Source organism: Streptomyces sp. NPDC059564, from assembly GCF_042735575.1.
Lineage (GTDB): Bacteria > Actinomycetota > Actinomycetes > Streptomycetales > Streptomycetaceae > Streptomyces.
Genome location: NZ_JBHWBP010000196.1, coordinates 1 through 13843 on the forward strand (window position 1 = coordinate 1; position 13843 = coordinate 13843).

General features: G+C 73.4%; 13 protein-coding genes. 11 read left to right on the top strand and 2 right to left on the bottom strand.

The genetic code is table 11. From position 1 onward, the window contains the following. Nucleotides 1-209 precede the first annotated feature (209 nt). The 3 genes from ACFV0Q_RS26995 to ACFV0Q_RS27005 are packed head-to-tail and all read left to right on the top strand — an operon-like array spanning nt 210 to nt 2976. A complete protein-coding gene (locus ACFV0Q_RS26995; RefSeq protein WP_385008953.1) occupies nt 210-1058 on the top strand; it encodes a carbohydrate ABC transporter permease in 849 nt (282 codons plus the stop codon). Then, complete coding sequence (locus ACFV0Q_RS27000) at nt 1055-1939, top strand: carbohydrate ABC transporter permease (RefSeq protein ID WP_385008954.1); 885 nt, start codon at nt 1055-1057, stop codon at nt 1937-1939. Before ACFV0Q_RS26995 ends, ACFV0Q_RS27000 begins: the two co-directional genes overlap by 4 nt. A 47-nt stretch (nt 1940-1986) precedes the next feature. Continuing rightward, nucleotides 1987-2976: a hydroxyacid dehydrogenase gene (locus tag ACFV0Q_RS27005; RefSeq protein WP_385008964.1), complete on the top strand. Its 990-nt coding sequence runs from the start codon at nt 1987-1989 to the stop codon at nt 2974-2976. Here the strand turns inward: ACFV0Q_RS27005 and ACFV0Q_RS27010 are convergent. Next, on the bottom strand, nt 2964-3770 hold the full coding sequence (locus ACFV0Q_RS27010) for a sugar phosphate isomerase/epimerase family protein (RefSeq protein WP_385008955.1): 807 nt from the start codon (nt 3768-3770) through the stop codon (nt 2964-2966). The two genes, ACFV0Q_RS27005 and ACFV0Q_RS27010, sit on opposite strands and share 13 nt — an antisense overlap. Next, the gene (locus ACFV0Q_RS27015) at nt 3767-4843 is read right to left on the bottom strand and encodes a LacI family DNA-binding transcriptional regulator (protein WP_385008956.1); all 1077 of its coding nucleotides are present in this window, start codon (nt 4841-4843) and stop codon (nt 3767-3769) included. The genes ACFV0Q_RS27010 and ACFV0Q_RS27015 overlap by 4 nt, the downstream gene beginning before the upstream one ends. A 203-nt stretch (nt 4844-5046) precedes the next feature. On the opposite strand from ACFV0Q_RS27015, the gene ACFV0Q_RS27020 reads away from it, so the two are divergent. From ACFV0Q_RS27020 to ACFV0Q_RS27055, 8 genes are all read left to right on the top strand, one after another. Further along, a complete protein-coding gene (locus ACFV0Q_RS27020; RefSeq protein ID WP_385008957.1) occupies nt 5047-6198 on the top strand; it encodes a Gfo/Idh/MocA family protein in 1152 nt (383 codons plus the stop codon). Beyond that, on the top strand, nt 6195-7355 hold the full coding sequence (locus ACFV0Q_RS27025; protein WP_385008958.1) for a DUF993 family protein: 1161 nt from the start codon (nt 6195-6197) through the stop codon (nt 7353-7355). Before ACFV0Q_RS27020 ends, ACFV0Q_RS27025 begins: the two co-directional genes overlap by 4 nt. A 59-nt stretch (nt 7356-7414) precedes the next feature. Next, a complete protein-coding gene (locus ACFV0Q_RS27030) occupies nt 7415-8191 on the top strand; it encodes a sugar phosphate isomerase/epimerase family protein (RefSeq protein WP_385008965.1) in 777 nt (258 codons plus the stop codon). Nucleotides 8192-8245: 54 nt separating this feature from the next. After that, the gene (locus tag ACFV0Q_RS27035) at nt 8246-10639 is read left to right on the top strand and encodes a polysaccharide lyase 8 family protein (RefSeq protein WP_385008959.1); all 2394 of its coding nucleotides are present in this window, start codon (nt 8246-8248) and stop codon (nt 10637-10639) included. Between the two features lie 78 nt (nt 10640-10717). Continuing rightward, nucleotides 10718-12334: a N,N-dimethylformamidase beta subunit family domain-containing protein gene (locus ACFV0Q_RS27040; RefSeq protein WP_385008960.1), complete on the top strand. Its 1617-nt coding sequence runs from the start codon at nt 10718-10720 to the stop codon at nt 12332-12334. Nucleotides 12335-12508: 174 nt separating this feature from the next. Beyond that, nucleotides 12509-12889 carry a VOC family protein gene (locus ACFV0Q_RS27045; RefSeq protein WP_385008961.1) on the top strand — a complete coding sequence of 127 codons (381 nt, stop codon included), beginning with the start codon at nt 12509-12511 and terminating at the stop codon, nt 12887-12889. A 159-nt stretch (nt 12890-13048) separates the two neighbouring features. Continuing rightward, nucleotides 13049-13486 carry an SRPBCC family protein gene (locus tag ACFV0Q_RS27050; protein ID WP_385008962.1) on the top strand — a complete coding sequence of 146 codons (438 nt, stop codon included), beginning with the start codon at nt 13049-13051 and terminating at the stop codon, nt 13484-13486. After that, the coding region (locus ACFV0Q_RS27055; RefSeq protein ID WP_385008963.1) for a MarR family winged helix-turn-helix transcriptional regulator at nt 13486-13843 on the top strand (358 nt) is incomplete at its 3' end. The genes ACFV0Q_RS27050 and ACFV0Q_RS27055, both read left to right, overlap by 1 nt.

A 13843-nucleotide genomic window follows, 5' to 3' on the forward strand; every position in this document is an offset into this window, starting at 1 on the left:
CCACCGTACCTCCCACCCCATGCGCCCCACGCGCCCCAGCCACCCCGGGCACTGACCACGGCGACCGGCCGGCGGCCACCGGCCCCAACGCCCCGTCAGCGAGCGGTCCGCCCGGCCACTCCGGCCACCCCGGCCGACCCCGCTGGTCCGCCACCCCCGCCACCCCCGCCACCCCCCGAGGGATCCGGCGGGCCCCTGCCGTCTGGTTCATGGCGCCCTTCTTCCTCCTCTTCGCCCTCGTCACCGTCGCCCCGATCGGTTACGCCGGCTACCTGAGCCTCTTCCGCGACGAGCAGTCCGGCCTCGGCTTCGGCGGCACCCGCAGGGTCTTCAGCGGAATCGGGAACTACACCGAGGCCCTCACCGATCCCCTCTTCCTCGCCTCCTTCCGCAACATCGCCGTCTACTGCCTCCTCTACGTCCCCCTCATGGTCGGCGGCGCCCTCCTCCTCGCCCTGCTCCTCGACTCCACGCTCGCCCGGGCCCGCCGCTTCTTCCAGATCGCCTTCTACCTGCCGCACGCCGTCCCCGGCCTGATCTCCGCGATGATCTGGCTCTACCTCTACACACCCGGCCTCAGCCCGGTCCTCTCCGCCCTCGACACCGCCGGCCTGTCCTGGAACTTCTTCGGCCGCGACGAGGCCCTGCTCTCCGTCGTCAACATCTCGGCCTGGCAGTGGATGGGATACAACATGATCATCTTCTTCGCGGGTCTGCAGGCCGTCCCCCGCGAGACCCTGGAGGCGGCCGCCCTCGACGGCGCCGGCGCGCTGCGCACCGCCTTCCAGGTCAAGGTCCCCGCCATCCGGCCCACCCTCGTCCTGACCGTCCTGTTCACCTGCGTCGGCGCCGTCCAGCTCTTCGACGCCCCGCAGCTGCTCCAGCTGCGGGCGACGGAGATGGGCGAATCCTGGTCTCCGACGATGTACGTCTTCAGCGCCGCGTTCAAGGGGCACGACTACGGGCTCGCCGCCGCGAGCGCCCTGCTCCTCGCCCTCGTCGCGGGCGCCGCTTCGTACGTCGTCACCGCCCTCGGCAACCGCTGGAGGTCCGCATGACCACCACCGCCACGGCCACCGCCGCCCCGGCCCCCGGCCGCCGCACCCGCGCGCTGCTCTCCCGGACCGCCGTCAACGCCGCGCTCGTCCTGGTGGCCGCGTACACGCTGCTGCCCCTCGCGTGGCTGGTGCTCGCCGCCACCAAGAGCCGCCGCGACCTGTTCGCCACCGCCCCCTATTCCCCCGGCGAGTTCCACCTCTTCGCCAACCTCACCGAGCTCTTCTCGTACGGCGACGGCATCTTCGGACGCTGGCTCGGCAACAGCCTCCTCTACACGCTCGTCGGTTCGACGGCCTCCGCCCTGATCAGCGTGGCCTGCGGATACGCCTTCCACGCGTACGAGTTCCGGCACAAGGAGGCGCTCTTCGCCGTCGTCCTCGCCGGGGTCCTCGTCCCCGCCACCGTGCTCCAGCTGCCGCTCTACCTGATGGCCTCCGCCGCCGGCGCCGTGAACACCTACGCCGCGTACCTGGTCCCCGCCCTCGTCAGCCCCTTCGGCGTCTACCTCGCCCGGGTCTTCGCCGAGGGATACGTCCCCGACGAAGTGCTGGCCGCGGCACGGGTCGACGGTGCGGGTGAACTCCGCGTCTTCACGCACGTGTCGTTCCCCATGCTGTGGCCGGGCTTTGTGACGATCTTCCTGTTCACCTTCACGGCCATCTGGAACAACTTCTACGGCGCGCTGACCATGCTCAACGACGAGCGGCTCTATCCCGTGAGTCTGGGCCTGTTCATGTGGAACCGCAGCGTCTACCAGCAGCCCGAGCTCTACCCCATGGTGATCACCGGTTCGCTCGTCGCCGTCGTCCCGCTGGTGCTGGCCTTCCTGGGCCTCCAGCGCTTCTGGCGCTCGGGTCTCACCGCAGGAGCCGTCAAGTGACCCACCCCGCCCTGGCCCTCTCGTCCCGGCCCGCCACGGTGCTCGCCATGAGTCCCGGCACCCGGGACGCCGTCCTGAGCCGCCGGATCCTGCCGGAACTCCTGCGGGTCGCCGACGTCGACCCCGGTCTGCTGCTCACCGACTTCGACCGGGACGACGACCCCGAGCTCGGTGGCCTGCTCGCCCGCGCCGAGGTGCTGTTCACCGGCTGGGGTTGCCCGCCTCTGGACGAGGACGCGCTGCGCCGCATGCCCCGGCTGCGGGCCGTCGTCCACGCCGCCGGGAGCGTCAAGCACCACGTGACGGCGGCCTGCTGGAAGCGCGGCCTGCTGGTGTCCAGCGCTGCTGCCGCCAACGCCGTGCCGGTCGCGGAGTACACGCTGGCCGCGATCCTCTTCGCGAACAAGCGGGTGCTGGAGTCCGCACACGCCTACCGCGCCGTGCGCGGGCCGGTCGACCTGCTGCGCCGCTACCCGGCGGTCGGCAACTACCGGCGGACCGTGGGCCTGGTCGGCGCCTCCCAGATCGGCCGCCGGGTACTGGAGCTGCTGCGCCCCTTCGACCTGCGCGTCCTCGTCAACGACCCGTACGCCGACTCCGCGGTGGTGGCGGCCCTCGACGGGGAGCTGTGCTCCCTGGACGAACTGCTGCGCCGCAGCGACGTGGTGAGCCTGCACGCCCCGGCGCTCCCCCAGACCCGCCATCTGCTCGACGCCTCCCGGCTGGCCCTGATGCCCGACGGGGCCACGCTCATCAACACGGCGCGGGGGACGCTCGTCGACACGGCGGCGCTGACCGAGGAACTGGTCGCCGGGCGGCTGCACGCCGTGCTCGACCACACCGAGCCCGAGGTGCTGCCTGCCACCTCGCCGTTGTTCAACCTGCCGAACGTGCTGCTCACCCCGCACGTGGCGGGTTCCCTCGGCGGCGAGCTGGACCGGCTGGCGGCGACGGCCGTCGAGGAACTGGAGCGGTACGCGCGCGGCCTCGGCTTCCGCTACGCCGTGGACCCGGGCCGCCTGGCCTACTCCGCCTGACGCCGACCGGCCGCCGACCGCTCCAGCCGCTCCAAGTGCTCCCGGCCCCGCGCGAGCTGTGCGTCCAGCCCGGCGGCCTGCGGGTACCAGCGTTTCTCGTACTCCCAGCACAGCCAGCCGCCCGGCGGCGCCTGCGCCACGGCCTCGGCGAGTGGCAGCACTCCGGCGCCGAGCCCGAGCGGGGTGAGCTCCCGCGGGGACGCCACGTCCTTGACCTGGAGGTAGCCGAGGTGGTCTCCCAGCAACCGTCTGGATTCGGTGGGCGGCTCGCCGCCCAGCCAGGTGTGCAGTACGTCCCACAACGCGCCCGCTCCGGGGTGCCCGACCGCGTCCAGCACCCGGGCGGCGGCGGCCCCCGTGCGGTGCGAGTCGTGGGTCTCCAGCAGGATCCGCACACCGTGCCGGGCGGCGAGGGGCGCCACCTCGCGCAGCCGGCGGACCGCGTGGGCGTCGGCCTCGATGGCGGGCAGAGCTCCGCCCCCGGGGAAGACCCGGACGTACGGGGCTTCGAGGTCGGCGGCGAGCCGGACCAGGGACCGCAGCTCGTCGAGGACCGGCCCGTCCTCGCCGGGCGCCGCCACCCGGGCGTAGCCCGCCACGGCGAGCACGCTCACCCCGGCCCCGGTGACGGTCCGCAGCCCGGCCACCCGGTCCCCGTGCGGGCTCCCGGGGTGCAGCGGTTCCTCAGGGTGCGCCCGCAGTTCGAGGCCGTCGTATCCGTGCTCGGCCGCGAGGCTCGCGCTGCGGGCGAGGGCGCCGCCCGGCAGGCCGAGCGTGGAGAAGGCGTATCTCATGGTCTCCTCCGTCCGGCCGGTGGCGGGGCGGTGGAGCCGCGCACCATGAGTTCGGTGGGCAGGGTGGTGATGCCGCCCGGGGGCAGGGCCCGGCGGCCGGTCACCAGCAGGGCGGCCAGCACCCCGGCCGCGCGCAACGGCACCCGTACGGTGGTCAGGGCGGGAGCGGTGTCCACGGCGAACGGCAGGTCGTCGAACCCGGCGACGGACACGTCCTCCGGGATTCGCAGGCCCGCTTCGCGCAGGGCGGCCGCCGCGCCGGTGGCGACGGTGTCGTTGGCCGCGGCGACGGCCGTGAAGGGTCTTCCCCGGCGCAGCAGTTCGCGGGTGGCGTCATAGCCGGCGGCGCGCTCGAATCCGGCGTGGACGGTGAGCGCGGCGCAGGCGTCCGACCGGGCGGGGTCGTGGCGGCGCAGGGCGGCGTGGTGGCCGGCGAGCCGCTCCCGGGTGGTGCTCAGCCCGGCCGGGCCGGCCAGGTAGGCGATGTGCCGGTGGCCGAGTGTCAGGAGGTGCTCGGCGAGGCGGAAGGCCCCTGCGTGGTCGTCGAACACGACGGTGGCGACGGGCAGTCCGGAGGACACCGGCAGCGGCGGCCGCCCGCACAGCACCACGGGTGCTCCGGTGGCCGCTATGCGGGAGACCCGGGCCGCGAGCGCGGTGGTGTGCTCCGGGTCCTCGACGGCCCCGCCGGTGAGGACGACCCCTCCGGCGCGCTGGCCTTCCAGCAGCCCGAGGTAGGCGATCTCGGCTGCCGGGGAGCCCCCTGTGTTGCAGACCACCGCCAGCTTGCGGGCCTCGCCGGGCCCGGTGGGGTCGAGCGCGCTCTGCAGGGAGCCGGCGAGGATGCCGAAGAAGCTGTCGGCGACCTCGTGGACGAGGACGCCGACCAGGTCGGAGGTGGCGGCGGCCAGCGCACGGGCGGGGCCGTTGGCGATGTAGCCCAGTTCCTCGACGGCGCGTTCCACTCGGGTGCGGGTGCCGCCCGCGACCGGGTATCCGCCGTTGAGCACGCGCGAGACCGTGGCGGGCGACACTCCCGCGTGGGCCGCGACCTCGGCCAGGGTGACTGCCATCTCGAACTCCCTCCTTCCGGGCCTTGTTGTCGGTCCGGGTCATCGTCTCATCCGGTGTGCGGATCTCCATTCTCACCGATTTAGAAAGCGCTTTCCATCACTCGTACGAGTGTTGTGGTGAGGAGATGCGCGGGTCTAGCCTGATCGCACAGAAAGCGCTTTCTATCGTGAAGGAACGACCCGGACGGAAGGACGTGGACACCATGGAACGCAGGACGATCAAGATCGCGATGAACGGCGTGACCGGGCGGATGGGATACCGCCAGCATCTGGTCCGGTCCCTGCTGGCCCTGCGCGAGCAGGGCGGCCTGGACCTCGGCGACGGGACGGTGCTGTGGCCGGAGCCGGTGCTGATCGGGCGGCGGGAGGCGGCCCTGCGGGCCATCGCCGAGCGGCACGGCCTGGGGCACGTCAGCACCGACCTGGCGGCCGTACTGGCCGACCCGGAAGTGGAGATCTACTTCGACGCCCAGGTGACCGCCGCCCGTGAGGCGGCGGTCCGCCAGGCCCTGGCGGCCGGGAAGCACGTGTACTGCGAGAAGCCGACGGCGCTCACGTTCGAGTCCTCGCTGGCCCTGGCCCGGCTCGCGGCGGCGGCCGGGGTCAAACACGGGGTGGTGCAGGACAAGCTGTTCCTGCCGGGCCTGCTCAAGCTGAGGCGGCTGATCGAAGGCGGGTTCTTCGGCGAGATCCTGTCCGTGCGCGGGGAGTTCGGCTACTGGGTCTTCGAGGGCGACTGGCAGCCGGCGCAGCGCCCCTCGTGGAACTACCGGGAGCAGGACGGCGGGGGCATCGTCGCCGACATGTTCCCGCACTGGGAGTACCTGCTGCACGAACTGTTCGGCCGCGTCCGTACGGTGCAGGCCCTCACCCGCACGCACATCGGCCGCCGATGGGACGAGGAGGGCAAACCGTACGAGGCCACCGCCGACGACGCCGCGTACGGGATCTTCGAGCTGGAGGGCGGAGCCGTCGCCCAGATCAACTCCTCCTGGGCCGTGCGGGTGCACCGCGACGAGCTGGTCGAGTTCCAGGTGGACGGGACGCACGGCTCGGCGGTGGCGGGACTGCGCGGCTGCCGGATCCAGCACCGGGCGACGACCCCGAAGCCGGTGTGGAACCCGGACCTGGCACAGACCGAGCCCTTCCGGGCGCAGTGGCAGGAAGTGCCGGACAACAGCCCGGCGGACAACGGCTTCAAGGCCCAGTGGGAGCTCTTCCTTCGCCACGTCGTACGGGACGAACCCTGGCGGTGGGATCTGCTGGCGGGCGCGCGGGGAGTGCAGCTCGCACGGCTCGGACTGCGCTCCGCGGCCGAGGGCCGCAGGCTCGCGGTGCCGGAGGTGGCGCTGTGAACGGGATCCGGCTCCCCTCGGCGGACGGCGGGTTCCGCCTGTACCGGCCCTCGGCCGATCCGCTCGGTCCGTTCACCTGCGCACCGGCCCGCAGCCGTACCTTCTATGCGGCCGCCCATGTGGCCGCCGCCCCGCCCGGCGTGCCGGGCTCGGGCGGTCCGGTGGTCGACTGGGAGGCCACGCTCGCCTTCCGGCACCGGCTGTGGGCCCTGGGGCTCGGGGTCGCGGAGGCGATGGACACCGCGCAGCGGGGCATGGGCCTGGACTGGCCCGGGGCGGCGGAGCTGATCCGCCGCTCGGCGGGCGAGGCCCGGGCGGTGGGCGGCCGGATCGTCTGCGGCGCGGGCACCGACCAGCTCCCCGCGGGCCGGACGCATTCCCTCGCTGCGATCACCGCCGCGTACGAGGAGCAGCTCGCGTACGTGGAGTCCTGCGGCGCGGGGGCCGTACTGATGGCCTCCCGGGCCCTGGCCGCCGCGGCCCGCGCGCCCGAGGAGTACCTGGAGGTGTACGGCGGGCTCTTGCGGCAGAGCGCCCGGCCGGTCGTACTGCACTGGCTGGGCCCGATGTTCGATCCCGCACTGGCCGGCTACTGGGGTCACGACGACCTCGACGAAGCCACGGACCTCGTGCTGAAGCTCGTCTCCGAGCATCCGGGGAAGGTGGACGGCATCAAGATCTCCCTGCTGGACGCGGAGCGGGAGACGGATCTCAGACGGCGGCTTCCGACGGGCGTGCGCTGCTACACGGGGGACGACCACCACTATCCGCAGCTGATCGCCGGGGACGGGGAGCTGGCCAGCGACGCCCTGCTGGGTGTCTTCGACCCGATCGCCCCGATCGCCGCGCGGGCGGCGCAGGCCCTCGACCGCGAGGACACCACCGGCTTCCGGGAGCTGCTCGATCCGACGGTGGCCCTGGCCCGGCACCTGTTCGCCCCGCCGACCCGCCACTACAAGACCGGGGTCGTGCTGCTGGCCTGGCTGGCGGGGTACCAGGAGCACTTCATCCTGCTGGACGGCCTGGAGTCGGCCCGTTCCCTTCCCCATCTGGCGACGGCGTACGAACGCGCCGACCTGCTGGGCCTGTTCCCCGATCCGGAGCTCGCCGCGGACCGGATGCGCGGTCTGCTCGCAGTGCACGGAGCGGTCTCGTGAACCGGGTGCCGGCACCGGCGCGGCTGAGCCTCAACCAGGAGACGGTCCGGCAGTGGTCGATGCCGGAGCTGGTGGCCGGATGCACCGCCGCCGGGGTGGGTGCCGTGGGGTTGTGGCGGGATCCCGTGCGCAGGTTCGGGGTGCGGGAGACGGCGAAGCTGGTCGCGGGCGCCGGACTGCGCGTCAGTTCCCTGTGCCGCGGCGGGTTCTTCACGGCCACCGATCCGGTCGGCAGGGCTGCCGCGGTCGAGGACAACCGGCGCGCGGTCGAGGAGGCTGCCGAACTGGGGGCGGACACGCTGGTGCTGGTCTCGGGCGGGCTGGCGCCGGGCGAGCGCGACCTGGCGGAGGCGCGGCGCAGGATCGTCGGAGTGCTCGGTGAACTGGCGTCCTGGGCGGCGGGCCACGGGGTCCGGCTGGGGATCGAGCCGCTCCATCCGATGTTCGCGGCGGACCGTTGCGTGGTCTCCACCCTGGGCCAGGCCCTGGAGATCGCCGAGCAGTTCCCCGCGCACCTGGTGGGCGTGGTCGCCGACTCCTACCACCTGTGGTGGGACGAGCGGTTGCAGGCGGACCTGCGGCGGGCCGGTGAGGGCGGGCGGATCGTGTCCGTACAGGTCGCCGACTGGGTGACCCCGCTCCCCGAGGGCGTACTGCTGGGCCGCGGGCAGCTGGGTGACGGCTGCGTCGATCTGCGGGCCTTCCGGGAGATGGCCGATGCGGCCGGGTACCGGGGGCCGGTGGAGGTGGAGATCTTCCATCCGGGGCTGTGGGCCCGGGACGGCCGGGAGGTGCTCCAGGAGGTGATCGACCGCTACCGCGAGCACGTCGAGTGACACGGGAGGGACCGGGCCGGCGGAGCCGGCAGGGATTCAGACAAGGAGCATGCGATGACAGAAGTGTGGAGTCGGCGCGCATTCCTCTCGGCTGCGGGCGGGGGCGCCCTGCTGCTGGGCACGCCCGCGGCCCGGGCGGCGGCCGAGCCCGTCGAAGGGGATTACGCGGCCCTGCGCGCGGTCTGGCGGGACCTGGTCCTGGGCGGTGGGTTCTCCGCCACCGCCGAGCCCTTCCGCTCGCGGCTGGCCGAGCTCGGCGAGCAGACCCGGGGATGGACCTCGGCGATGGCCCCGGCGGCCGGTTCGCTCTGGCCCGACCTGGGGTTCGCCACCGACCCCGAGAAGCTGATGCAGAGCTACTACCGGCTCCGGACGATGACGGAGGCCTACGTCCGGCCGGGCACCGGGCTCACCGGGGACGCAGCGCTGCTGTCGGCGCTGCTGACCGGCCTCGACCATCTGCACGCGCAGGCGTACCACGTCGGCCAGGTGCGGTACGGAAACTGGTTCTGCTGGCAGATCGGCGCACCGCAGGCCCTGCTGGACGTGTGTGTCCTGCTGTACGGGGAATTGCCGGCGGCCCGTCTCACCGACTACTGCGCGGCCGTGGACCACTTCGTGCCGGACTCCGCCGTGGCGGTGTACAGCGGGACCAGCACGGGGGCCAACCGCGTCGACCTGTGCCGGGTGCTGGCGCTGCGCGGGGTCGTGGGCGCGGACCCCGCGAAGCTCGCCCTGGCGCGGGACGCGCTCGCGCCGGTCTTCCCGTACGTCACCACCGGGGACGGCCTCTACCGCGACGGGTCCTTCGTCCAGCACACCTGGGTGCCGTACACCGGGACCTACGGTGCGGTGCTGCTGGGCGGCCTGGGCCTGCTGTTCGCACTGTTGAAGGGCACCGCCTGGCAGGTCACGGATCCCGGTGCGCGGATCGTCTTCGACGCGGTGGAGCGGGCCTGGGCGCCCTTCCTGTTCAACGGGCTGGTCATGGACTGCGTGTCCGGGCGGGCGGTCAGCCGGGGAGTCGCCGTGGCGGACGCCCTCCAGGTGCAGCAGGACGACCACACCCGGGGGCACGCGGTGCTGGCCGGGATCCTGCTGCTGGCCGAAGGGGCGAGCACGGCCGAACGGGCCCGCTGGCGGGGGCTGGTCAAGGGGTGGGCGGCGCGGGACTACTACAGCCGCCCCCTGGCCGACCGGAGCCTCGGCCTGGCCTCGCTGGCCCGGCTCGCCGCGCTCGACGCCGACGCTTCGGTGACGGCGCTGCCCGAGCCCGTCGGGCACCGGCTGTTCCCCTCGATGGACCGGGCCGCGCACCGGCGCCCGGGCTGGACGGCGTCCCTCTCCCTGGCGTCCCGGCGCATCGCGCACTACGAGACGGGCAACGGCGAACACCTGCGCGGCTGGCACACCGGCAGCGGGATGCTCTCCTGGTGGGGAGCCTCCTACGGCAACGGCCAGTACTCGGACGCCTTCTGGCCCACGGTCGATCCGTACCGGCTGCCGGGCACCACCGTGGTGCGCAAGGCGCTGGCCGACGGGGCGGGCGGCGACTGGGGGGCCGCCCGGCCGGACGCGGCCTGGGTGGGCGGGAGTACGGACGGGGAGTTCGCGTCGGTGGGCCAGCACCTGCGCGGCCTGGGCAGCACCCTCCAGGCCCGGAAGTCCTGGTTCTTCCTCGCCGACACGGTGGTCTGCCTGGGGGCCGGGATCCGGGCCTCGGACGGCGCGGGGGTCGAGTCGGTCGTCGACAACCGCAATCTGGGTCCGTCCGGCACCCATGCCCTGACCGTCAACGGGACCGTCCAGCCGTCGGCGCCCGGCTGGTCCGGGACCGTCCCCGCCCCGGGCTGGGCCCATCTGGCGGGCTTCGGCGGGTACGTCCTGCACGGTCCGGGCACGGTCAGGGCCCTGCGGGAGGCGTGCACGGGCCGGTGGAGCGAGGTGAACCGCGGCAGCTCGCCGACCGCGCTGACCCGGCGCTACCTCACCCTCTGGTACGACCACGGCACGGACCCGGCGGGCGCGGCGTACGCCTACCAGATGCTCCCCGGGGCCGGTGCGGCGCAGACCGCGGCGCGGGCGGCCACGCCGGGGTGGCTGACCGTCCTCGCCAACGGTGAGGCGGCCCAGGGGGTGTCGGTGACATCCCTCGGGTTCACGGGAGTCAGCTTCTGGCAGTCCGGGGTGGCGGGTCCGCTGGAGGCGAGCGCTCCGTGCTCGGTCACGGTGCGGGAGAGATCCGACGGTACGGCGACGGTGGTCGTGGCGGACCCGGCCCGGGCGGCGACGACGCTGACCGTGGGGTGGAACCGGCCGGTCGCGGCGGTGCTGTCGCGTCCGGCGAGCCTGGTGGCGGCGGGCACGGGGACACGGCTACGGCTGGAGTTCGGGGACCTCACGCCCACGGCCGGGGCGGGTCAGGAGGTGGTGGTGCGGCTGGGGTGAGCCGGTGGGGGCACCGGCCCGAAGCGGTTCCGGGGCTGGTTCGGGGTGGGGTGGCGAGCGTGACATAACGTGCCCCGCATGGATCAGGAGCACATAGCCGGCGGCGTCGAGGGTGCGGGCAGGCGGCGTTTCCTCGCCATCGCCACGGGGGCGGCCACGGTCGCGGGGCTGGGCGCCGTGGCGGGCTGCGGGACGGGCGGGGGCGGCGGCGCCCCGGGTGGGGACGGCGCGGGCGGGGGACAGCGGGCGGGCGGTTCTCCGTCGGCGCCCGGGTCGGCCGGTTTCGACGTCAAGGCCGAGAACGCCCGTCCCGGCAACGCCGACTGGCACGTGACCAAGGCCGGTCCGGCCCGCGCCATCGAGGGGTTCGCGGACCGGGTGAGCGTCCTGCCGGGCGAGTCCTTCGGGCTGCACGTGTCGACCACCGCGCCCCGTTTCACCGTCTCCGCCTACCGGATGGGCTGGTACGGCGGGGCGCGGGCACGGCTGGTGTGGCGTTCGGAGGCGCTGCCCGGGGTGCGCCGGCCCGAGCACACGGTGGACTCCGGGACCAGGATGGTCCGCACCCGGTGGCCGCGTACCGCCTCCGTCGACACGAAGGGCTGGCCGGAGGGCTGCTACCTGCTGCGGCTCGACGCGCAGGGCGGCGAGGGCCAGCGGTTCGTTCCGGTCACCGTCCGCTCGGCGGCGACGGCCGGACGTACGGTGATCGTCAACGCGGTGGCGACCTGGCAGGCGTACAACCGCTGGGGCGGCTACGGCAGTTACGACGGCCCGAGCGGCGGGTACGCCTCCCGTTCGCTCGCCGTGACCTTCGACCGGCCGTACGAGTACGACGACGGGGCGGGCCTGTTCCTCGTCTACGAGGCGCCGCTGATCGCGCTGGCCGAGCGGCTCGGGATACCCCTGGCGTACGCGACGACCACCGATGTGGCGCGGGAGAAGCGGCTGCTGGAGGGGGCGGCGGCGGTACTCTCGCCCGGCCACGACGAGTACTGGTCGCCGGAGCAGCGCGCGCAATTCACGGCGGCCCGGGACGCGGGCACCAACATCGCGGTCCTGGGTGCGAACTGCTGCTTCCGCCGGATCCGGCTGGAGGCCTCGGACCTCGGCCCGGACCGCACGGTGGTCTGCTACAAGTCCTCGTACGACCAGGACCCCGGCTTCAAGCGGGGCCATCCGGCCACGGTCGACTTCCGTTCGCCGCCCGCCGCCGACCCGGAGAGTTCCCTGCTCGGCGTGATCTACGACGGCTACCCGGTGGACGCCCCGTACGTGGTGACGAACCCGGGCCACTGGCTCTTCGAGGGGACGGGCGCCAAGGCCGGCGACAGCTTCCCGCACCTCGTCGGCGTGGAGTACGACAAGGTCGACACGGGCTTCCCGACGCCCCGCCCGATCGAGATCCTGGCCCACTCCCCGGTGGTGTGCGAGGGGCGGCCCAGCCACCAGGACACGGCGTACTACACCGTGCCGAGCGGGGCGGGGGTGTTCGCGACGGGCACGATGCGCTGGGTCGAGGCGCTCGACGCGTCCGGCGACGGGCGCGGCGGCGCCAACCACGGCCTGGACGCGCGTTCCGGGGAGCTGACGCGGCGGGTGACGGAGAACCTGCTCCGGGTCTTCGCGGCGGGTCCGGCCGGCCGGACGCATCCGGCGCGGGACAACGTGAATGAGGTGTACGGACGGGCGTGAGGCCGGGCCGGCGCGCGTGGCGGGATCCGGCGCGACACGGTCGGCGAAGGCGGCCATATCGGTGGACTTCACCCGGACGGGCTGTTTAGGATCACGAAGACGGCATCGCGTGTCGGTCACCGACCGGGTGAGGCATGGAGGTGTCCGTGACGTGCCTTGCGGAGGCATTCACTCATGTCGGTCCAGCTGAATCACACGATCGTCCACTCCCGTGACAACCGGGAGTCCGCCGAATTCCTGGCGCACATCCTCGACCTCGAGGTCGGCCCCGAATGGGGTCCCTTCATTCCGGTCTCCACCGCCAACGGGGTGACCCTCGACTTCGCCACCATCCCGGCCGAGTCCATCACGGTGCAGCACTACGCGTTCCTCATCTCGGAGGCCGAGTTCGACGCCGCCTTCGAGAAGATCCAGGCGGCGGGCATCCCGTACTGGGCCGACCCGCACGGCAAGCAGCCGGGCGAGATCAACCACAACGACGGCGGCCGCGGGGTGTACTTCCCGGACCCGAGCGGGCACGGGATGGAGATCATCACCCGCCCGTACGGCGGCTAGCGGCACGAACACCCCGGTAAGCACGAAGGGGGCCCGTGGCGCGTCGCGCGCCACGGGCCCCTCCGCGCGTCTTCACTCGGATCACCCATGGACAGATAGTCTTCGCGGAGATAGTCTGCGTACAGAAGATCTGATCGGCAGCACGAGGGAGAACGCGTCATGTGGACGTACGAGCACAGCGTCGAGACCACCGCCACCCCCGCGTCGGTCTGGCGGCTGTGGGCCGATGTCGAGCGCTGGTCCGACTGGAACGACGGAGTCGAGAAGATCGAGATCGACGGGCCGTTCGCGGCAGGCGCCCGGATCACGATGACCCCGCCCGGTGAGGACCCGATTCCGCTGGTCGTCGCGGAAGCGGTGCAGGACGAACTCTTCGTCGACGAGGCCCGCTTCGGCGGAATGGTGCTGCGCACGATCCACCGCCTCGACGCGGCCGGGGAGGGGCGGATCCGCGTGACCTACCGGATGGAGATCACCGGAACGGGCGCGGACGAGGCGGGACCCGAGATCGGCCCGGCCATCACCGCCGACTGGCCGGACACCCTGGCCGCGCTGGTCGCACTGGCCGAACCGGCGGCGGAACCGGCGGCGCGCTGATGGCCCTGCGCCCGGGCGACAGCCCCGGGTTCCTGCTGTGGCACGCCACGCTGCGCTGGCAGCGCGACATCTCCGCGGCGCTGGCCCCGCTCGGCCTCACCCACGTGCAGTTCGTGCTGCTCGCCTGCACGTGGTGGCTGAACTCCGCCGGTGAGCACCCGAACCAGCTGGCCCTCGCCCGTCAGGCCGGCACCGACGTGAAGATGACCTCCCAGGTGCTCCGCGCGCTGGAGCAGAAGGGGCTCGTCGCACGCGAGGTCGACCCGGCGGACACCCGCGCCAAACGGCTCCGGGTCACCGAGGCGGGCGCCGAGCTGGCGCCCCGGGCGATCGCCGCCGTCGAGAAGGCCGACGCCG